This window comes from Mesorhizobium japonicum MAFF 303099 (genome assembly GCF_000009625.1).
In the GTDB taxonomy this organism is placed as follows: Bacteria; Pseudomonadota; Alphaproteobacteria; order Rhizobiales; family Rhizobiaceae; genus Mesorhizobium; species Mesorhizobium japonicum.
On record NC_002678.2, the window covers coordinates 4,624,399 to 4,642,419 of the forward strand.

19 protein-coding genes and 4 pseudogenes are annotated in these 18,021 nt (G+C 57.4%); 11 read left to right on the forward strand and 12 right to left on the reverse strand.

Features of this window, described 5'->3' with window-relative positions:
* Positions 1-739: 739 nt before the first annotated feature.
* The 3 genes and pseudogenes from MAFF_RS37025 to MAFF_RS23515 form a co-directional block, all read right to left on the reverse strand.
* Positions 740-2,389 carry an alpha/beta hydrolase gene (locus MAFF_RS37025; RefSeq protein WP_063825844.1) on the reverse strand — a complete coding sequence of 550 codons (1,650 nt, stop codon included), beginning with the start codon at positions 2,387-2,389 and terminating at the stop codon, positions 740-742.
* 734 nt (positions 2,390-3,123) lie between these two features.
* Positions 3,124-3,344 (reverse strand): annotated as a pseudogene (locus MAFF_RS37905) (IS110 family transposase); the annotation flags it as partial.
* The gene (locus MAFF_RS23515; protein WP_044548933.1) at positions 3,290-3,610 is read right to left on the reverse strand and encodes a DUF982 domain-containing protein; all 321 of its coding nucleotides are present in this window, start codon (positions 3,608-3,610) and stop codon (positions 3,290-3,292) included. The pseudogene MAFF_RS37905 and the gene MAFF_RS23515, both read right to left, overlap by 55 nt.
* A 295-nt stretch (positions 3,611-3,905) precedes the next feature.
* On the opposite strand from MAFF_RS23515, the gene MAFF_RS40695 reads away from it, so the two are divergent.
* From MAFF_RS40695 to mscL, 4 genes and pseudogenes are all read left to right on the forward strand, one after another.
* The gene (locus MAFF_RS40695) at positions 3,906-4,034 is read left to right on the forward strand and encodes a 4Fe-4S binding protein (protein WP_244420830.1); all 129 of its coding nucleotides are present in this window, start codon (positions 3,906-3,908) and stop codon (positions 4,032-4,034) included.
* Positions 4,035-4,299: 265 nt separating this feature from the next.
* On the forward strand, positions 4,300-4,800 hold the full coding sequence (locus MAFF_RS40700) for a (Fe-S)-binding protein (protein WP_244420831.1): 501 nt from the start codon (positions 4,300-4,302) through the stop codon (positions 4,798-4,800).
* Between the two features lie 21 nt (positions 4,801-4,821).
* Entirely contained in the window at positions 4,822-5,211 is a 390-nt protein-coding gene (locus MAFF_RS40705) for a hypothetical protein (RefSeq protein WP_010913474.1), read from the forward strand.
* Positions 5,212-5,547: 336 nt separating this feature from the next.
* Positions 5,548-5,969: pseudogene (mscL, locus tag MAFF_RS23525) on the forward strand (large conductance mechanosensitive channel protein MscL).
* Positions 5,970-6,109: 140 nt separating this feature from the next.
* Here the strand turns inward: mscL and MAFF_RS23530 are convergent.
* Positions 6,110-6,367: a GlsB/YeaQ/YmgE family stress response membrane protein gene (locus MAFF_RS23530; protein ID WP_010913475.1), complete on the reverse strand. Its 258-nt coding sequence runs from the start codon at positions 6,365-6,367 to the stop codon at positions 6,110-6,112.
* A gap of 121 nt (positions 6,368-6,488) precedes the next feature.
* Here MAFF_RS23530 and MAFF_RS23535 point away from each other — a divergent pair, with 121 nt between their 5' ends.
* Positions 6,489-6,938, forward strand: a complete 450-nt coding sequence (locus tag MAFF_RS23535) for a YidB family protein (RefSeq protein ID WP_010913476.1) — start codon at positions 6,489-6,491, stop codon at positions 6,936-6,938.
* Between the two features lie 502 nt (positions 6,939-7,440).
* Positions 7,441-7,956, forward strand: coding sequence for a lipocalin family protein (locus MAFF_RS23540; protein ID WP_044551194.1), 516 nt, complete (start codon positions 7,441-7,443; stop codon positions 7,954-7,956).
* Positions 7,957-8,526: 570 nt separating this feature from the next.
* Here the strand turns inward: MAFF_RS23540 and MAFF_RS39200 are convergent.
* Positions 8,527-8,682: a hypothetical protein gene (locus MAFF_RS39200; RefSeq protein WP_157866048.1), complete on the reverse strand. Its 156-nt coding sequence runs from the start codon at positions 8,680-8,682 to the stop codon at positions 8,527-8,529.
* Positions 8,683-8,931: 249 nt separating this feature from the next.
* On the opposite strand from MAFF_RS39200, the gene MAFF_RS40090 reads away from it, so the two are divergent.
* Positions 8,932-9,096: a hypothetical protein gene (locus MAFF_RS40090; RefSeq protein WP_167316197.1), complete on the forward strand. Its 165-nt coding sequence runs from the start codon at positions 8,932-8,934 to the stop codon at positions 9,094-9,096.
* Between the two features lie 528 nt (positions 9,097-9,624).
* On the opposite strand, the gene MAFF_RS23545 is transcribed toward MAFF_RS40090, so the two are convergent.
* A complete protein-coding gene (locus MAFF_RS23545) occupies positions 9,625-9,930 on the reverse strand; it encodes a hypothetical protein (protein ID WP_010913479.1) in 306 nt (101 codons plus the stop codon).
* Between the two features lie 893 nt (positions 9,931-10,823).
* On the opposite strand from MAFF_RS23545, the gene MAFF_RS23550 reads away from it, so the two are divergent.
* The 3 genes and pseudogenes from MAFF_RS23550 to MAFF_RS23560 all read left to right on the forward strand — a co-directional run bounded on the left by MAFF_RS23550 (position 10,824) and on the right by MAFF_RS23560 (position 12,551).
* The gene (locus MAFF_RS23550) at positions 10,824-11,582 is read left to right on the forward strand and encodes a class I SAM-dependent methyltransferase (protein WP_048894797.1); all 759 of its coding nucleotides are present in this window, start codon (positions 10,824-10,826) and stop codon (positions 11,580-11,582) included.
* Between the two features lie 190 nt (positions 11,583-11,772).
* Positions 11,773-11,913, forward strand: a pseudogene (locus MAFF_RS37915) (transposase); the annotation flags it as partial.
* 416 nt (positions 11,914-12,329) lie between these two features.
* Positions 12,330-12,551 carry a hypothetical protein gene (locus tag MAFF_RS23560; protein WP_044551197.1) on the forward strand — a complete coding sequence of 74 codons (222 nt, stop codon included), beginning with the start codon at positions 12,330-12,332 and terminating at the stop codon, positions 12,549-12,551.
* Positions 12,552-13,273: 722 nt separating this feature from the next.
* Here MAFF_RS23560 and MAFF_RS40710 read toward each other — a convergent pair.
* Positions 13,274-13,441 carry a hypothetical protein gene (locus MAFF_RS40710; RefSeq protein ID WP_244420594.1) on the reverse strand — a complete coding sequence of 56 codons (168 nt, stop codon included), beginning with the start codon at positions 13,439-13,441 and terminating at the stop codon, positions 13,274-13,276.
* Between the two features lie 271 nt (positions 13,442-13,712).
* Here MAFF_RS40710 and MAFF_RS23570 point away from each other — a divergent pair.
* A pseudogene (locus tag MAFF_RS23570) lies at positions 13,713-14,671 on the forward strand (IS481 family transposase).
* Positions 14,672-15,132: 461 nt separating this feature from the next.
* Here MAFF_RS23570 and MAFF_RS23575 read toward each other — a convergent pair.
* The 5 genes from MAFF_RS23575 to MAFF_RS39205 form a co-directional block, all read right to left on the reverse strand.
* Positions 15,133-15,483, reverse strand: coding sequence for a ribbon-helix-helix protein, CopG family (locus MAFF_RS23575; protein ID WP_341872701.1), 351 nt, complete (start codon positions 15,481-15,483; stop codon positions 15,133-15,135).
* A 64-nt stretch (positions 15,484-15,547) separates the two neighbouring features.
* Positions 15,548-15,964 (reverse strand): CorA family divalent cation transporter, encoded by a 417-nt coding sequence (locus MAFF_RS23580; protein WP_010913485.1) that lies wholly within the window; start codon positions 15,962-15,964, stop codon positions 15,548-15,550.
* Between the two features lie 157 nt (positions 15,965-16,121).
* Positions 16,122-16,397: a hypothetical protein gene (locus MAFF_RS23585; RefSeq protein ID WP_044548937.1), complete on the reverse strand. Its 276-nt coding sequence runs from the start codon at positions 16,395-16,397 to the stop codon at positions 16,122-16,124.
* A 342-nt stretch (positions 16,398-16,739) separates the two neighbouring features.
* The gene (locus MAFF_RS23590) at positions 16,740-16,952 is read right to left on the reverse strand and encodes a hypothetical protein (protein ID WP_157866050.1); all 213 of its coding nucleotides are present in this window, start codon (positions 16,950-16,952) and stop codon (positions 16,740-16,742) included.
* 152 nt (positions 16,953-17,104) lie between these two features.
* Positions 17,105-17,491 (reverse strand): hypothetical protein, encoded by a 387-nt coding sequence (locus MAFF_RS39205; protein WP_044548941.1) that lies wholly within the window; start codon positions 17,489-17,491, stop codon positions 17,105-17,107.
* Between the last annotated feature and the right edge of the window lie 530 nt (positions 17,492-18,021).

Here is an 18,021-nt window from a genome sequence, read left to right on the forward strand (position 1 = left end):
AACGTTATGGTGTGATCGCGGAAGGAGACGCACCCGAACTAGGCTTTCTCATGCTTTTCACCCCCAATGTCGCCAGGGAGATTGCGACGCAAACCAGCGAAACTTCGCAGATTCCGCAACCAAGCGGCTGAAGTGGCACGGTGGCTCGCCGTTCTCGGTAACCGCAATCGTTTCTTGGCCGTCGTCCATTTGATAGACGGTGAAAAAACGGTTGGGGAGTTGGCCGCGCTGATCGGTCTCTCCCTTCGGCCTCATCACAGCTCCTCGCGATTCTAGCAGAGGAGGGGATCGCGGAGTCGCGCGCGGTCTAGCCAAGGATTCGAGGCATCCCAAAGCACCGCGAAAATGAAGAAGACCTCCTAGAGCCTTCGCTGAACAAGACCAGATTTCTGCTGTTATGTCAGGTCCCACCGCATCAATCATCTGGCCGCGTCTGGGGCTGGTGCTAACGAGGAGTTCGCCGCCTTTGAGACCCACTGCCGCGCATCCGATTGTGCCAAGACGGCCGCGACTTGGATTGGCATGGCCCACGATGCTGGCTTCAGAACTGCAGACGAACTATGACGGTGCCGAACAGACTGGCACGCGTCTACCGGTTCTGTCACTAGGGCCGTGAACTCATAAGTGCGGAATGAACTGAGACGAGTGAGACAATGGCCTGTCTGTTTCTTGCGACGGAAAAAAGGCGTCTAGATCGCCGATTCCTACAAGCAGGAAAAAGACAAGCCAGCCTTGCAGCCTAGCTGGCCTTCGTCGGAAACTTCACGGCGAGATAGTGTTGAATTGTGTCGACTAGACGGTCCGAATCGGCGCCCCAGATCAGGTGGTCATCTCCCGGAAGCTCGATAAGCGTGGCGCCAGCAATGCGCTCGGACAGGTAAAGCGCTTCTTCGACCTTGACCCATCGATCGCCTTTCCTATGGAGTATCAGAGTAGGTACGTGAATCGCGTGGAGGATGTTACGGACATCGACTTCGGCGCCCCATCGCCATAATGCGATCGCGTCGGAAGGAGACGCCGAACTCCTCAGATAGGCTGCGAACCATTGTTGCTCGCGCGTATCGTTCGCCAAGCTCGGCGCTCCTCTTCCCAAATCCCAAGGCTCTCCCCACTTGCGTTCGATTTCGGCCAGTTCTTCTTCCATGTCCTCCCTAGTCTTTGCCCAAGGATAGTCGGGTGACCACAGTCCCTGGGCATAAGCACCGTGAAGAATGAGTGCCTGGGTTCGCTCGGGATAGGTCGCCGCAAAAAGCATGCAAAGGACGCCGCCTTCGGAACTGCCGAACAAGACCGCCCGTCGCGATCCGATTGCATCGAGTACCGCCCGTACATCGTCCGCCCGCTCTTGCAGCGTTGGAAAGCCCACGTTGCGATCAGAAAGCCCAGTGCCTCGCTTGTCGATGCGGACCAGCCGACAAAATGACCCCAGCCGGCGCAGCACGTGCGCCAGCCGCGGGGATTCCCAAGCATAGTCGAGGTTGGAAACCCAGCCCTGTACGTAGACGAGGTCGAACGGCCCCCCACCGGTTACCTGATAGGCAACGCTGACCCCGCCCGACTTTACATAGTGCGTTTCTGGGCGCAGCGAGGCTGGCACCGGACTATCGACAAGGCCTGCCGCGGGTTCCAACAACGTTGTTGAATTCGCTTTGGACGTTACCGAACGGCTAGCACGGAGCCTGTCGTTCAGCTCACGCGTCTCCTTCTCCGGTTCCACCTGGAGGTGCTTGCGAAGGACCTCGCGACATTGGGCATACTGCTTCAGTGCCATGTTCAGTCGGCCTTGGCGGGCATAGATTTGCATGAGGCCTCGGTGAATGTCTTCCCTGAGTGGATCCGACCCGATTAGGCGCCTCGCTGCCTCGACATAAGCGGCCAGATTGTTCTCAACCGAGTAGTGATGCAGAAGTTTTTCCAGAACGCCGATCCAAATCGTCCTCAATCTCTCTCGTTCCACCCTGAGCCAGTCGTTGAACGGGTCTTCCTTCAGGGCGAAGCCATCGAGCAAGTCACCGCGATAGACAACAACGGCTTGTTCAAGCTGCTCGTGGTCTGCACCTGACGCTAGGCGCTCGAACCGTGCCACATCGATCTCAAGATCGTCGAGCTTGAGGGTGACATTGTCGCCGTGTGCCAAAAGGCGTCGGTCGTCGACCGATGGCAACGCCTTCCTGATCGCTGACAGAGCCTGTCTAAGGTTCATCCGCGCCTGCGGCTCCCCAGTATCGCCCCATAGAAGCGCGGCGAGTTTCTCGCGCGAATGGGACTGTCCGGGATTGAGTGCGAGATAAGTCACCAAACCACGCGCTTTGCGGCTCAGCGCTGCATTGGCAAGGCTGCCTCCAGCAAGAGTGAAGCCGCCGAATAACAGAAGTTGTGTTTGCGCCACCGTTCGCAAGCCATGTTGGACACTCGATTGTTCCCCGGACCTGGTGCGACTTCAACTGCAATCAGGCTGGAAAGACGCTTTTCACGAACCAATCACGGTTCTTCGTACGCATCCCTCACGGCCATAGGAGAGGCTCTCAAATCAACACTTCTCAAGGGAAACGCTATGCTGGGCCCCAGCCTTTCCGATTGGCCCATTCAATCCGGGAGAACGTCAATCGTACGACCGCCGCCCGGCGACATTCGGGCGTCACGTTATGACCTTGCACTGGCATGCTACCTGGAACAACAAGAAGCTCATCGCGCAGCGATCATGGCATCTCGACAACAGGCGCAGACGGGTTTGGGCACCCTGGCGTTCCTGCGTCTATCGAGGCTTGGCCGGTTCTTGAAACGGAAAGTCATCACGGCGCAATCAGCCTATGACCCTTCGGACCGTCGGGTGTGAGTTGAACGACCGCTTTGTGCTGCGTCCGTCGCAAAGCAGACATTCCGCTTGTGATGCGGTTGTCTAATCGCGGCTTGGGCGTCAAGCATCTATCGCGTTGATACGGCGCTGCCGGGTGCATGGTTGTCGCGGTCGACATCGGTCGCCGCATGATGGAGCTTCGAGGACGAGCCTTCAATGTGGACAACGCACTTGCTAAGACAGCAGTGCAACCGCATCAGAGGAATGGCTCGGCTCACGTCCCGGCAGGGACGCATCAGGCGCTCAGATCCTGAACGCTATCTGGATTACGTTGAGGCTCCCGCACTCGAATTGAAGAGCTCGCCAGTCTTGAGCATCGTGTGCATGATCACCGCCAGTTTGCGTGCCACGGCCACGGCAGCTCGTTTGAAGCCAATCCTCTCCCGAACTTGAGGCCCCATGTTCGCAGGCTGCTTTCGGTGGAACAGCGTGTCAGGATGACCGCAGCAGCCTCATAGAGAAGCCCCCGCAGATGTCCTTGCTCACGTCATCCAGCAAGCTAAGCGCGGCACTCTTGCCTGTGGATTTCACCAGGCCTTGGTCGATCGCGGCGGATTTAAACGCAGCAAACGCAATGGCTGGATTGCATGCGCCGTCCTTTGCTGAAGCGATCAGCCGACACGCATCCTTGTAAGATGCCGCTTCTTTGTTCCGCCATTGACCTTTGAGAGCTATCTCCGCTTCGCAGATCGACGAAACCGTGACGATCTTGCCGTCCACCAACTTGATGGAGAGCGGTAAGAAGTTGCCCATTGCACGACCCTCCTGATCGTTGAGAGCGCGACAACGTATTGAGCGAATTTTGGTTTCCTAAAGCGGTGCATTATTTAGCGGATGCCCTCGTCATCCGCGCTGATCACGGCGATCTTGCCATTCAATGCGGCCGAAGCCCACTTGGGCGGACCTCGTCCTTCAAGATTACCGATTCTTATGTTAATTTCCGAGCTGCCAATGCGCGCACAAGGCCCATTCCTCAGACTTGGAGCCCGCGATGCCCCCAGTGAATGAGACATCCTTCGAGACGGCTCTGGGCGAACGTGTCCAGGATATGGTTGAGGCTTGCACACGATGTGGCAAGTGCGCTGAGGTTTGTCCAAGCAATAGCGCCCGCCGGCATCTCGGATGCGACGCCCGAAGACCTCATTGGCGGTGTTCTCGATCTTGTGCGAAACGGTAGCGGTCCGGAAGCGTCCCGCAAATGGGCAGCCGCTTGCATGCTCAGCGGAGAATGTATCAAGGCGTGCGATTACGGCGTCAATCCTCGCTTTCTCCTTACCATGGCGCGCCTTAGCGCTGCGAAGTCCGACAAGGAGCTTGCTGAACGACGCAGGGCAGGCGTGGAGAGATACCGGGAGGTCAGCCGCGGTGTAACGATGCTGTCGCGCTTGCAACTCGATACGGAGGTCCTGGAAAGGCTGGGTCAAAAATCAGCGTCAGTATCCATGCCCACCGAGCCGGCGGACTTTGTGTTTTACACCGGCTGCAATGTGCTGAAGACGCCGCACATTGCCTTGCTTGCGCTCGATATCATGGATGTGCTCGGTGTCAGTTACCAGGTCATGGGCGGTCCGAGCCATTGTTGCGGTATCGTGCAACTCAAGTCCGGTGACGCCGAGATGAGCGGCCGCATGGGTTCGAGCTCGATGGAGAAACTGTCGCACTCCAAGTCGGGACAGGTGATCACCTGGTGTCCGACCTGCTACGTCCAGTTCACGGAAAACATCCTGCCAACGGTGGAACGACAGCGCGGCTCCCGCCCGTTCGAGATGAACCCATTCCTAAGATTTATCGGCCAGCGGCTGGCGCAGTTAAAGCCGCATCTGCAGCGCAGGGTCGAGATGCGCGTCGCGCTGCACAAGCATCCTGGCGTCGCGGGCATCGTGGAGGCCGCCACCGAAAGCCTTAAGATGATCCCTGGCATCTCGCTTGTCGATCTGAACTAGCCCGCTGTAGGTCTGCAAAGCGTGCATGTCGGTGCGCTTCCGAAGTTCAAGCGTGAGTTGCAGTTGAGGGAACTCGAAGCGGCTAGTGCCGCGGGTGTGGACGCCTTGGTTGCGGTTTACCATTCCGATCATCGCGAACTGTGTGCACACGAGCGCGATTGGCCATTCCGCATCATCAATATCCTTGAGGTGGTTGGTGAAAGCATGGGGCTGTATCGGCACGATCGCTACAAGGAGCTCAAGGTCATGCAGGACGTCGACCAGATCGTCAACGAGTGTAGGGACCTGATAGCAAAGCACTCGCTCGATCCCCAAGATGCTCGTGACGTCGTTGTCAGAGTGCTACTGGGCGAGCAGCCGCTTCCTCTAAAGGTCAGCAAGCAAGTCGAGAATGTCGTGGTACCAGGTTGAATGTTGGCGTCCTGGCCATCGTATCATTTCGGGGCGGCGTAGCAATTTGGTCGCTTCCGGAGCGAGGCGGTGTTGTCAACATCGGAAGGGCGAGAGCGAGCGGCGCGTAAATGCCGCCGAATTTCAAACTGAGACACTACCCACGGTTGGGATATGACACCAACCCGTGGATTATAACAACTGGCCTTTAGGGCCGGTTTAAAGTTTCGGGTGATCGAGGTCACGAATCTCTGGCTGCCGTCCAGTCACATAAGGCTTCCACGTCGCGAAACCCGTAGACGTTGGGGCAATCTCAGTTCAATCTCTCGAACAGGCTGTAACCCGGAGGATACGATGATGCTCAAGGAGTTTCAGGAATTCATTTCCAAGGGCAATGTGATGGACTTGGCTGTCGGCGTCATCATCGGCGCAGCTTTCGGCAAAATCGTTGATTCACTGGTCAACGATATCATCATGCCGATTGTCGGTGCGATCTTTGGCGGGTTGGACTTCAATAACTATTTTCTCGGCCTTCCTCAGCGGTCAATGCCACTTCGCTGGCCGACGCCAAGAAGCAAGGCGCCGTCTTTTCCTACGGGAGCTTCATCACCGTGGCGTTGAATTTTGTCATTCTCGCCTTCATCATCTTCCTTATAGTCAAGGCTGTGAACAATCTGCGCAGAAGGCTCGAGCGCGAAAAACCGGCAACACCAGCGGCTCCACCGCCCGCCGACGTCGCGCTACTCACGGAAATTCGCGACCTCCTCGCCAGGAGATAGTCAAAACCTGGCTTTCTGGAGGAGTCAGGTTATTCGCAGCCGCGCAGTTGGAAATAGACGGCACCCGCCCAACGCCGGTTAGGCGTCGACCGAATCCGTGTTGCTCGGAAAACCGGCGTCTCAGCTTGAAGGATTCTGATCTAAGGTGCTCGGTTGGCAGTCATCTGGTGATACGCCCACAGCACAATAACGGCTCCAATGACCGCAACCACCAAGCTGTATATATTGAGGCCGGTAACGCCCGAAGCGCCAAACGCGCTGAAAATGAGTCCGCCGACAATGGCACCGACGACACCGAGCACGATGTCGAGGAGAATACCTTGACCGGTCTTGTTGACTATCTTGCTGCCCAGGAAGCCAGCGATAACCCCAAGGATGATCCAACTGATGATTGACATTCTTCCATCCTCCGCAGGCTCATCATTTTCATAGGATCATCAAAAGCACAAGCCAGCTTGAATATGCGCCGGGATGCGCCATGTTTGAGAAGGGCTTGCTTGGTTGAATGGAGAATTTGGTATGGGACTTTTTGACAACGCCGTTCCCGGCGGAAACATCACCAAACCACTGATGGTCGCGCTCGGTGCGCTTTTGGTCGGAAAAATGCTGACGGGTCGAAACGCGGGCCAGTCGGATCAACAGCAAAGTCCCGCTCCTTCCGGGACGACCCCTGCCGATGGAGGATTGTTGGGAGGACTCGGCGGCCTGCTCGACAGGCTGAGAGATGCCGGCCATGGCAGTGTTGCTGATTCATGGGTCGGAACCGGGCAAAACCAGCCGATCAATGCGAATGATCTAGGCAGCGCCATAGGGCCCCAAGTTATTCGCGAGATCGCTCAAAGGACAGGGATGGACGAGCAGGAACTGCTCAAGCAGCTTTCTGCCGCCTTGCCCGGCATTGTGGACAAGCTGACGCCTAACGGACAGCTACCGCAGCCACACCAGATCGAGTCGGCCTTCAACAGCTGATTGGATGTAGCCAAGCTATAATCTTGTGATTGGTTGACACCGGAGGGATTCGGACCAAGCTACGATCAACCGATTAGGCGGTTTCTAACTTCTATCTTCTGTCAAAACTTGCCCCGCTTGCTCTTAGCTAGCGGGTTTTTTGAGAAAATTGCATTCACTCGGCCTAGTTATTGATTGCCATGGCTATGCAGCGGGTCTCGGATGCCGCCGCCGTTCTCCTCGATGAAGACGGCACCAAGTTGTTCAAGGGGCAGCCCGCTGTGCCTCGATCGTCGCATCGTCCGGCTTGTCGATCTTGCGCACGAAGTCGTGGATTTCGGCTCTGCCTTTGGTTTATGCCACAGGGGTTGTCCAAGCCAAAATGCACTGACGGCAAGCGACCGCTCGGACAACTCTTAGGATCTGTCGACTTGAACGAAGAAAGGAGATTGACATCGCAAGATTTGGCCTCTGGGAACCCTAACGCGTGTTCAGGGGTTGGATCGATGGCAAGGAGAACTTCATGACAGACACGGCGGCCGTCACGGCCATTACCTCACTCAACCTCAGCCAATATCTTGGTAAATGGTATGAACTGTGCCGGCTCCCGATTAAATATGAAGACGAAACGGCGACGGACATCACGGCGAACTATTCACTGAACGACAGTGTCACGGTTCGCGTCGACAACCGCTGTTTCGACAAGCACGGCAAACCATCTCGGGCAATCGGCGAGGCCACTCCGGCCGATGACGCCCGATCCAGGTTGAAAGTAACCTTCTTGCCGAAATACATTCGGTGGATACCGTTCACCAGCGGTGACTACTGGGTCCTGAAGCTCGATCCCGAATACAAGGTGTCTCTCGTTGGTTCGCCCGACAGGCAATATCTCTGGCTGCTCGCCCGCAGCCCAGACCTGGCGCAGGATACCCGCGAACGATATCTTGCCGAAGCGAAGCGCCAGGGATTCGACCTCACGAACCTGATCGTCCCTCGCCATACTGGCCGCGAAGTCACCGATGATATGCTGGCGGGCTAAGATTGTCGTCGCCGGAAAGTTCCGCCGTTGGTCTGATCGATTTCTTGAGACAGCCGGTTAGATGATCAGCCCACGATATGATGGCAATTCTCGCCTATTTCGCCTTAGACGAAACTGCGCTTACGGTGGTACTTCCTTCACTTTCTTAGCCACTGTCGTGCAGGAAACATGATGTAGAGCAGCCTTGTCCGCGGGCGGTCGCGACTCCAGTGTGTCTGTTAGCGGTCCCAGCAATAGTCTTGACGTTCGAACTGGAACCCTACGCCTTGGCCTATGCGGAAGGCCAGCCGATGCGTCTAGGGCTGGATAAACTCATGCGCCTTGTAGCGCATGTGGACGAGAACGTAAGGTGAAAACCAGCATGGACTTTGCGGCGGGCAGCTACCCGGCGATTGCGGATAATTGCAAGGACCAGAACAAAACGGGGCCGGCGCAGTTGTTTAACCCCAACCCGTGCAACTGCACCGGCCAAAAGCGGGCCATGAGAACTCGCTCCGAGCGTATTCTACCGTATATTAGCATTGTCGCAAGTGAGACTGAGTGCCCAAGCACCCACCAAGCTGCAAACGCTCAGCCGGCCAAAGCCATTCCAATACCAACGCCAAGGCCTATAGCAAGGCCCATGAGCTTCCCGGCAAAGTCTACTGCAACGGCGCGGAGAGTCGTCCAGGCGTCCACACGGGGCGCTCTGAGCGCAGCGTTGAGATCATCGAAGATCGTATCCATGGGCGGATTCTAGATCGAAACCCGGAATCTGTGAATCCCCTGTCTCGGCGGCATTGGAACCGAATCAGGGGCTTGCGGCTTGTTAGCTTTCAACGAAGCTTGCATGAGGCGCGCCTAATAGGATTGGAGCTGAGGCCCCGGCGCTGGGGTGACATACGCCGGGGCCTTTGTGGGCATGTACGTACTACCCATCATGTCGAGTATTATCGTGGGCTAATATGGTCAACAAACCATGAAGGACCACAGCCGATGACCGACGAGATGGAAACGACCTACGTCGTGAGCGTCTACGAGGCGCCGAATTGGCGCACAGTGCTAACGACCAACGATAAGGCCAAAGCTCTCGCCTGGGCGAGAGAGATCGGCGACAACGTGCGCGTCGAGGAGATCACTCCGAAGCCGATTAAGCGCTAAAGCGCTCGGCGAAGTCGGCGACATATCCTGTGATAGATCGGCGAGCTTTGCAGGTCTCGGGCTGCGTGCGTAAACAGCAACACGACAAAGAGAACTACCACTGCTGACGCGAAGCCGGTAACGAGAGCCATCCGTGAAAACGGCCCTGATGTCGGGAGGTTCCCTTGAAAAATGACCGACACCTTGTTGGGCGGGGCGTCGGGGTAAAGGCGCCGGCCAGACGGAAATTTGTCCGCCGCGCAGCATATTTGCCCGATTTGTCAGCCTTGGGTTATGGCGTGATCGCGGAACGAGCTCACCCGAACTAGCCTTCCTCCTCCTCTTCACCCCAATGTCGCCAGTGAGTAGGCACCACATCTACTAAATGGCCGGTTATCGCGTCTTTCCATCCGTCGACAGCGCGTCTGCAAGGGAGCACTCGGTACGATAACGACGTCCACAGACGGCAACCGGGCCTTCCGGGAATGGAGATACCCGGCCCGTCAAATATGCACAAAGGCTAATGGAAGGGCAATCTGCACGTTCCGTTCAGGTCGGCTTGTCGACGAGTGACTTCATCCTCCTCGGCGGCACATAGCTTGTCACCAGCTTCACGGCTGCAATGTCGACCGTCACCGGCGGGGACAGATTCACAGTAACTGTATGCTCGTCGACCCGGAGGACATTGCCGGTGAGTTCTATCGGCTGGCCTTTCTTCAGCGTCGATGTCCGGTCCACGATCGAGTGTGGAAACCCATAGTGCGGGATTGAGACGCTGACCCGATCTTCGGTCACGCGCTTCCGCACGATCGCTGTGATCGCAACCTCGTCGCCGACCTTGATGCCCTTCGCCATGCCATGATTCTGGTGCCATGAGCGGCTTAGTCAAGCGGTCTCTAATATACGAATGGAAACTTGCTTGCAGGGTCGGCCCGCAATCGCCGTTCCAAGGCCCACGCCCAGGCCTATAGCAAGGCCCATGAGCAGCTTGCCGGCAAAGGTCTGGGGCGATGGCGCGGACAGGACCCCACGCGTCGGTACGGGGCGCTCTTAGGGCTTGGGATAGGTCATCGAAGATCGTGTCCATGGGCGGATTGCGTCCGCCGCTCAATCGAGGACGAAATTGAACGGCTAATTTCCCTGCTGGACCTGGTAGAACCTGACCCGGATCTTGAGCCGTGGTGGCCGGCGCCGTGGAAGTTGTTGGCACCGATGACAGGGAAGGGGATAACACCGACGATGAATGGTCGCTTGGTTGGACTACTAACGAAGCGCTCAGCTTGGGCGAAGACGTGGACCTGGACACTTGCGATTCGGAATATAGCCTGGGCTGGCACGAAGCATGCAGCCAAGGCTGGGACGAATGGGCGCGCAACGGTCATAGGTACGTTTAAGGCATCGACGGCGAGGCATGACCGGCTACAGTATTTTCCTAAGCCCACCGCCTCATTGTGGCGGGCTTTTTCGTGGTGAGTATGCTGTGAGAGCGTCATATGGGCGTCATGGGACGACCGGAAACGTGCGCTTTCAGCGGCTTCCCAACAATACGAATCCGTAAGTCGCGGTGGAGATGTGTCTGGCCTAAGCTTCCACTAAGCCAGGATCTTGGATCGAGTGAATGAAAAAAGGCCACGTTGGCGCAATTCCTCACGAGACCCGCCAAACGAAATACCCGCAAGCTGTGGCTTCGATTATTGAAGGCCAGTGACAGATTTTGCCGGTTGCTAACCAGAAGCAGCAAAAACCGAATGTACGATGAAATTGCCCAGGAGGCGCCCTTAACGCCAGTAGTGCCTGACTTACTCCTAGCCCCTCGCATGTCGCTCCTGCAGCCTGAGCTAATCGAGAAAACAATTGAAGGCATGGGCGCCCTAGGCCTGCATGACTTCATCTCCCAACAGTTTTCCATGCCGGAAGGCACGTTCGGACGTTTGACCGGGGCGGTAATGGGCCTGATAAATCTCTTGCCCAACAAACGAGCCATCGAACTGTTGGACATCGCGGAACACGATGACGTGCTCGAAATAGGATTTGGGCCTGGCTTAGCGCTCAGGAAAATGTCGCAGCTCGCGCGGAGCGGCAGGATTACCGGGGTAGACCGGTCGCCTACAATGTTCCGTCAGGCCCAGACGCGAAACCGAGCGGCAATTCAACGAGGAAGACTGAAGCTAATCCAGGGCACCTTCGAGTGCCTGTCACTGGAAAGCGCATCCGTTGACAAAGTTCTAGCCGTCAACGTGATCTATTTCTGTTCCCCAGACGGAACAGCACTAGCGGAAGCCCGCAGGGTCCTACGCCCCGGCGGAGCAATGTCGATCTATGCGACGGATTGCTCTTCCATGAGATGGTTGCAGTTCATTGGCCCTGAAACCCAGCAGACATTTGATCGGAAGGGACTAGAGGATTTCCTGCAACGGAGCGCATTTGGGTCAGATCATATTGATATCCAAACGGTTCGGCTGCCGTTCGGATTTCGCGGCCTCTTAGCGCGACTGCGCAAGCGATGAAGGAGGCGAAGAGCTCGGCGTTCACAGGCCACACTTTGCGCTCGATCGGCCTCAAGTTTCCGCCTGCTACCCAGTCCTAGCGCAGCACCATTTCAGCGCGCAAGGCAGTGCCGACCTCATCCAGCATAACTGGAGACATGCGCAGACGAGCCGGTCCGACGGCTCGGAAGGCCGCACCACACGATATCGGCACGCCGGCAAGCACACCAACATGGTGGAAAGCTATTTCAGTCGCCTTCGCTGCATGGTTGCCGGCCAGCACCACCAGGTCTGGCGCCGCTACCTCTACCAGTACGCCAATCATGCCGCATGGCTTGAAGATCACCGTCAAGGCTCCGGCTAAACGCGGGCATCGTGTCTGCCGATTTCACGGGGCCGGCGGCGGGGCGCCAAGAGGGGCAGCGCACGGCTTATACCGGCACGGTCACTTCACTTGCGAGGGCGTGGCTATGCGTCGAGCCGTTGCCGGTCTCGTAGCGACTGCGACCAAAACAATCGCGACTACCTTCGATGCCGAAGCGTGACGATCAGGACTAAACAAAAATCCAGCTGCCTGCCAATGTTGCGCAAGAGATGGGGGTGCTCGTTCGCCTGCATTGGTCAGGAGCCTGCCGGGCGCTCTTATCCGCCACGGCAGGCTCTGCGGCCCAGTTCCATACGGTTTTGTAAACTTATCGCCACGATGACGTCAAAGTCGTTCAGGAACTTGGGACTGGAGGGACAAGTTCGCTTAATGGAGGAATGAGGATGTTTCGCAAAGTAGCCGTTGCCGCTGCAATCGTAACCGTTTGCAGTCTGCCCGCTTTCGCTGCCACGGAATACTGGGTGGCAAAGGATGCCGCCACGAAGAAGTGTGAAGTCGTTACGAAAAAGCCGGACGGCACGAAGTTGATGGATGCCGGCAAAAAAACCTACGCGACTAAGGGCGACGCCGACAAAGCGTTGAAGCTCCTGGCTGATTGCAAATAATTCGATAGCGCTCTCTGGCGCACTTTCATACCCGTCCCGGGTCGACCTGGGACGGGCTTTTTGAAGCAGCCGGACTGAAGTGCTGGAGGTTGATTGCTCGGCGTTGATGGTCGCCCAATATCGGGAGCATAAACGATGGACCCGGCAACTGCGGCAGTGATGATTTTGCTTTCGTGCAGCTCAAGCGAGCCCTTTGTCTGCAAACCAATCGATACCCCTGTGGTTTTTTCATCGCTTGAGCAATGCCGGAGTTCTCTCAAGAACAAGCTGGCAAGCGCTCCGACGGGTCAACTTGTCGGCCGTTGCCGCAGGATCGATGCGACATTGGCACCGTCACCCGACCGGGTTTACCGGTTCCGATAGGATGGTTCTTGACTCACCGATGGCGCATCTGGTCTGCCAAGCGTTATGCGTCCGCGTCGGGAGGGTTACGCCAAACTGAGTCACAGCCGAAATCAGCGAAAACATCGCGCGCAAGCTTCGGCCCCGCAACGGCGCGCCTGACGATTCGACCCGAGGAAAAAGGCCGACGCCCTCTCTGGAGGTTGCCTGAACGGCGCCGGCCGGACGGTCCTTTTCAGGTCCGCTGCGCCGTAGGCATAGCTGAGTCGTTACGTGGCGTCATGTTTCGGCTCAGCAGGTTCCGTTGATGGCGTCTTTTGCGGTTGTTCAAAAGAAGTCAACAGGGCTTCCGGCCAGTGTCCGGCCGTCGTCTGATATGGCTATTGTAGCTTCTGATTGCCGCGGTAGCTCTGCCAAGTCTCGATCGGCGATTCGGGATCGATATATCGGCCAAGCGTTTTCAAGTGGGCAACGATTTCGGGCAGCAAGAAATCGCGATCGCCAAACTCCTCGCCTATGCGCGCGAGATCATCCGCTGCCGCGGCCATCTCCTCTACGTCACCGAGCACGTACCCTCTATTGCCGATGGCACAGATATCGCAGCCAGCCTTAATCACCCTGTCTACGCGGGGATCTCGCTTGCCTTCATGAGCCTTTTCGTTCGGGCCATTTGCAAATCATCTCCTCTGGCAAGTCTTCACAAAATGCCAGAGCACCCTGCGCATAGTCACCTAGCTGTGAGCCTTCAGGAGGTTGTCCATTCGGCCCCGACCGAGAAAGCTGAGGTAGTCGAAGCTTCAGTGATTCTCGGAGGACCGAATGAACATCCACAAGAATGCCCGTCTGACGCCGCTGCGTCGAGAGGAGATGGCCCGCGACGTTGTTGAAGGGCGTCTTTCCAAAGCCGATGCGGCGCGGACATACGGGGTGACGGCGAAGGTGGTGGCGCGCTGGGTGGAGCGCTCCGGATCGAGGGAAGCGTCGGCATGCTCGACCGTTCCTCGCGGCCCAAGACAAGCCCGAAGCGAACCGAAGCCGCGGTGGCGGATGCGATCCTGGCGCTGCGCCGGCAGCGCCTGACCGGCAAGCACATCGCTATGCAAACCGGCGTGTCCGAGGCGACGGGGAACCGAGTGCTGGCACGCGCCGGCCTGGCACGGCTGAAAGACCTGGAACCGGCCGAGCCGGTGCGCCGCTATGAGCGCGAGCATCCCGGCGAGCTCATCCATCTCGATATCAAGAAGCTCGGTCGGATCGGCTCTGTGGGACACCGCATCACCGGGCGATATCCTGGCGCGGTCAACCGCCATCTCGGCATCGGCTGGGAGTTCGTCCACGTCTGCATCGACGATGCCTCGCGCGTCGCTTTCGTCCAAGTCATGCCCGACCAGCGCAAGGAGAGCGCTGTCGCCTTCCTCGAAGCTGCCATCGCTTATTACGCCAGCCTCGGCATCAAAGTGCAGGGCGTGATGACCGACAACGGCTCCTGCTACCGGTCAAAAGCTTTCCGGGCAGCCTGCAGGCGTCTGGGTCTGCGTCAGATCTTCACCAGGCCGTACACGCCTAAGACCAATGGAAAGGCCGAGCGCTTCATTCAGACGAGCCTGCGCGAATGGGCTTACGCCCGAGCCTACAACACTTCTCATGAACGCAACGCCGAACTGCCACGGTGGCTTCATCGCTACAATTGGCATAGGCCACATGGCAGCTTACAATCAAAACCACCCATCAGCCGCCTCGGCTTCGATCGGGACAACCTGCTGAGGCACCACAGCTAGTCGCAGGGCCTGCTAGCGCCTCGCAAATGCTGAAGATGGCGCAAAGGCTAGGATCGAGACGATCACGCCGAGGGCGAAGAGAAGCGGTACCACCCGGCATGGTAGTGCGAACCTCTCAGCCGCCGCCGTCCTGCTAATCGCGGATCGGGATGTCCGATTTGCTTCGAAAGGCCGACAGGCGCTGTGGGCGTCTTCATTAGAACGGAGGGCGACGCTAGCAAGCATCGGTGGGACCATAAGTCAGAGTAGGTGCGTTTCACGGAGAGAACGCTTATGGCAGCAGTGGGCCTTTACAGATGCCCGGGAAATCCGCCGTGGGCCTGTGTGCTGGAAGGGGCGAAAGGCACCTACGTCGCTGAGCATCATTATCGCGAAGGTGGCTACCAGCCAAACTTTGACACCTTGCCATGGGAGAGCGACTATAAGGACGCTAAGGAAAAAGCGCGGGCTGCGGCTAGATCCTATCCGTTTCCAACGGTTGTAGAGCCTTCATCGATTGTAAAGACGGGCAAATAAGCGTTAGCGATCAGCCATTCGGTTACGACTGTTCGGATCAATTCCGCCTTCGAAACGCCCATCTCTGCGGCCAACCCATCCAGGATTTCCTCGATTTTCGGCTCGAGGTCCACGCCGTCGCCGGCATTCCGGAGCATCAGCGCCGCCCGGCGCAGTAGGATCTTAAGATTCGATGGCGACATCTCCGCGTTGCGATCGGCGGCACCTTCAAGCTCTTGGACAAATGATTGGCGGCTCATTGCGATCTGTTTACCACTCCCTGCAGTCACCATCGCGCGGTGCGTGGTGGAACGCAAGGCGGTTGGCAACGGATCGCTTCGCTCGATTAGCCACTCCCTCCGCATGAATGGACGACGACTCCTAGAACCAACCCCGCCATTTGAACCACGCTAGCGGAATAATTGCGCTGAGAGCGATCATCCCCAAACCATAGGGATAGCCGAAGGCCCAGTCGTATTCGGGCATGTGCTTGAAATTCATACCGTATATGCTTGCCGCCAGGGTAGGAGGAATGCCGACGATCGAGACGATGGTGAGGATTTTGAAGATGTCGTTTTGCGCAATGCCAATCAATCCAACCATGGCATCGAGGAGGAACTGCACCTTGTCGGAGAGATGAACCTCGTAATTGTCGAGCGACGCTACGTCGAGCTTAAGGCCGTTCATTCGCGACGCGAGTTCTCCATCGCCCCAGCCTGCGGTCATCCCGCATGCGAAATCGATGGCGCGTCCAAGGGCAAGCAACGCATCGCGCTTTTCCGAGAGGGCGTCACCCAACCTGCCGACATGGTGGAGCTGGGCTCGAATGACGTTGTTTGAGCGGATGGCCTTGCGGCCTTGACTATCCGGGACGTGAAAGGCGGTTGCAGAGAGGGTGCGCAGGTCAGTCGCTGCCTGCTGACAAAGGCCGGCAAAGCCGAGAAGCGAACGGTGATCAAGCGGCCGCGCGACAGCACGAAGCCGACGGGAGCAACCAGCGGCGGCCGCCTTCGACTTGAGTGACTATCGGAACGCTCATGGTAAGAACGCCATCGCGGGCTTTTAGTCGGCTGGAACTTTCGATCTCGCTGAGATTTTCCCGGCTTGGCAGCGCAACGCCGGCCAGCCCCTCGACCTCTTTAACCTCGGCCGTGTCGGGGTCGATAAAATCCAGCCAGAGCGCCCTTTTTGTCGCTTCCGGGGAGTCGGGCTGAGGATAGATGATCAACATTTTAGGGAGTGCCCTAAAAGGGCGGCTCGCGTGGACTGGTCCTTGGGCGAGTAAGCCAAATCGAACTGGAGGCCCGTGCTCTTCTAGCCATTTGCAAGCCCCTTTGCGTGCCGGCCGATTACCAATTCCGCTGGCCCCTGCCACTATTTGAACGAGCGGTTGCGGGTAATGTTCCAGATCCTCTCAGCTCGGAAGTTGTAAGTGCGGCGCAAATCGTCATTGGAACGCGTCACTTTGAGAGAAGGTCGCGTAAGATGCGGCGATCACTACGTCAACATACGCCTTTGATCGCCGCCGAAGGCGAAGAGAAGCGGTACCACCCGGCATGGCAATGCGAACCTCTCAGCCGCCGCCGTCTTGCCCACCTCGGCTGGCACCCGCTTGGCTAAAGACAACTGCCCCGTCCGGTTTGCGAACTTCAACCGCCACGACGCCGTCATTGTGCTGTCGAGTAGCAAACGACGCCTGAGCATGATCCCTGGCATCTCTCTCGGCATCGAAGGGCGTCTTTTCAACTACGCCCTGCTTACCGTACCAAATCACTGTGTAGACCATCGTTACAACGCTCCCAGTCCCTCAAGAGCGAAACAATGCGCCCTGGCGCTGGGCCGGTCTATAGCGGGCCGCTGTCGGTTGGATCTCTTTTGCTCTGCTTACTAGCGCTTCGATCTGCCCTCAAGGGAGACTTTCTATCGGCTTTTCTCGATTTAACTCGTGCCCTTGGGCACGAAGAAACACCGCCATGCGTATCTCTGGTAGGCCTCGAACTTCATGTGGGGAATGATCGTGCGATAGAACGTCATTAGATGCTCACAGAGATGGTAGCGGTCATCGGCAGAGGCCAGGGCACGCTCTCTAGGGATAAACCACTCCGGCTCCTGTGGCTCATTCATGTATGCGGGGCGAGGCAGCTTGACGTAATAGCCGTCTTTCGTCTCCCTGACATCGCGACGGTCTATCGCATGGCAATCCTTGCTGCCGCAGCAATCAGCTTGCGTAACCGGGTCCTTTTTGCCGGTGTACCAGTCGTGGGCATCCGCGTCGCCAGATAGGACTAGCCACGCCAGCGCGATCCATCTTCGTGGTTCTCCCATGACCACCCCTCGGCTTTTCGGGACAATAGTATATTAGATGAAGCTAATTGTCAGCCAAGCGCCTTATGCCATCGGGCCGACGCTGCCACCGGGTCTGTCAATATAAATCGCCGGCTATGCACAAAGAGGTCGTTGGCCGTCTTACGAGCCGGCCGAAGAAGACCGGATATGATGATGCTCCGGGGAGGACAATCCCTGCGGCGACGATCAACCATCAGCCGGGAAAGTTAGGAATGGAGTTAGGAACAGAATAAGGCGATGAATAATTTCATAGCTTAATCAACATCATAGGAAAACTTCTGGCGGAGTGAGTGGGATTCGAACCCAGTCGCCGAAAATACTCAGCTGCGCTCGGACATTTCCCAGGCAAGGTCTGCTTTTGGAGGTCGGTCAGCGTAGTTCTAACGACCTACATGAGGCGCGAAGAGTGCACCAAGCCGGTTTTCCGGATCGCACATCTCCAGTGCGACCAACCAAGATGAGTCGGAAGCGACGCATGCTGTGCCGTTCGCCACGGCGCTGCTTGGGCG

Bases quoted from the DNA above. Each gene is read 5' to 3' on its own strand.
- MAFF_RS23540 (WP_044551194.1), top strand. From the start codon at position 7,441: ATGACAGACACGGCGGCCGTCACGGCCATTACCTCACTCAACCTCAGC.
- MAFF_RS40710 (WP_244420594.1), bottom strand. From the start codon at position 13,441: ATGGCCGCGGCAGCGGATGATCTCGCGCGCATAGGCGAGGAGTTTGGC.
- MAFF_RS40695 (WP_244420830.1), top strand. From the start codon at position 3,906: ATGGTTGAGGCTTGCACACGATGTGGCAAGTGCGCTGAGGTTTGTCCA.
- MAFF_RS23530 (WP_010913475.1), bottom strand. From the start codon at position 6,367: ATGTCAATCATCAGTTGGATCATCCTTGGGGTTATCGCTGGCTTCCTG.
- MAFF_RS39200 (WP_157866048.1), bottom strand. From the start codon at position 8,682: ATGGATACGATCTTCGATGATCTCAACGCTGCGCTCAGAGCGCCCCGT.
- MAFF_RS23585 (WP_044548937.1), bottom strand. From the start codon at position 16,397: ATGTTGATCATCTATCCTCAGCCCGACTCCCCGGAAGCGACAAAAAGG.
- MAFF_RS39205 (WP_044548941.1), bottom strand. From the start codon at position 17,491: ATGGGAGAACCACGAAGATGGATCGCGCTGGCGTGGCTAGTCCTATCT.
- MAFF_RS23550 (WP_048894797.1), top strand. From the start codon at position 10,824: ATGTACGATGAAATTGCCCAGGAGGCGCCCTTAACGCCAGTAGTGCCT.
- MAFF_RS23535 (WP_010913476.1), top strand. From the start codon at position 6,489: ATGGGACTTTTTGACAACGCCGTTCCCGGCGGAAACATCACCAAACCA.
- MAFF_RS23515 (WP_044548933.1), bottom strand. From the start codon at position 3,610: ATGGGCAACTTCTTACCGCTCTCCATCAAGTTGGTGGACGGCAAGATC.
- MAFF_RS40090 (WP_167316197.1), top strand. From the start codon at position 8,932: ATGACCGACGAGATGGAAACGACCTACGTCGTGAGCGTCTACGAGGCG.
- MAFF_RS23560 (WP_044551197.1), top strand. From the start codon at position 12,330: ATGTTTCGCAAAGTAGCCGTTGCCGCTGCAATCGTAACCGTTTGCAGT.
- MAFF_RS40700 (WP_244420831.1), top strand. From the start codon at position 4,300: ATGCCCACCGAGCCGGCGGACTTTGTGTTTTACACCGGCTGCAATGTG.
- MAFF_RS23545 (WP_010913479.1), bottom strand. From the start codon at position 9,930: ATGGCGAAGGGCATCAAGGTCGGCGACGAGGTTGCGATCACAGCGATC.
- MAFF_RS23590 (WP_157866050.1), bottom strand. From the start codon at position 16,952: ATGGTCTACACAGTGATTTGGTACGGTAAGCAGGGCGTAGTTGAAAAG.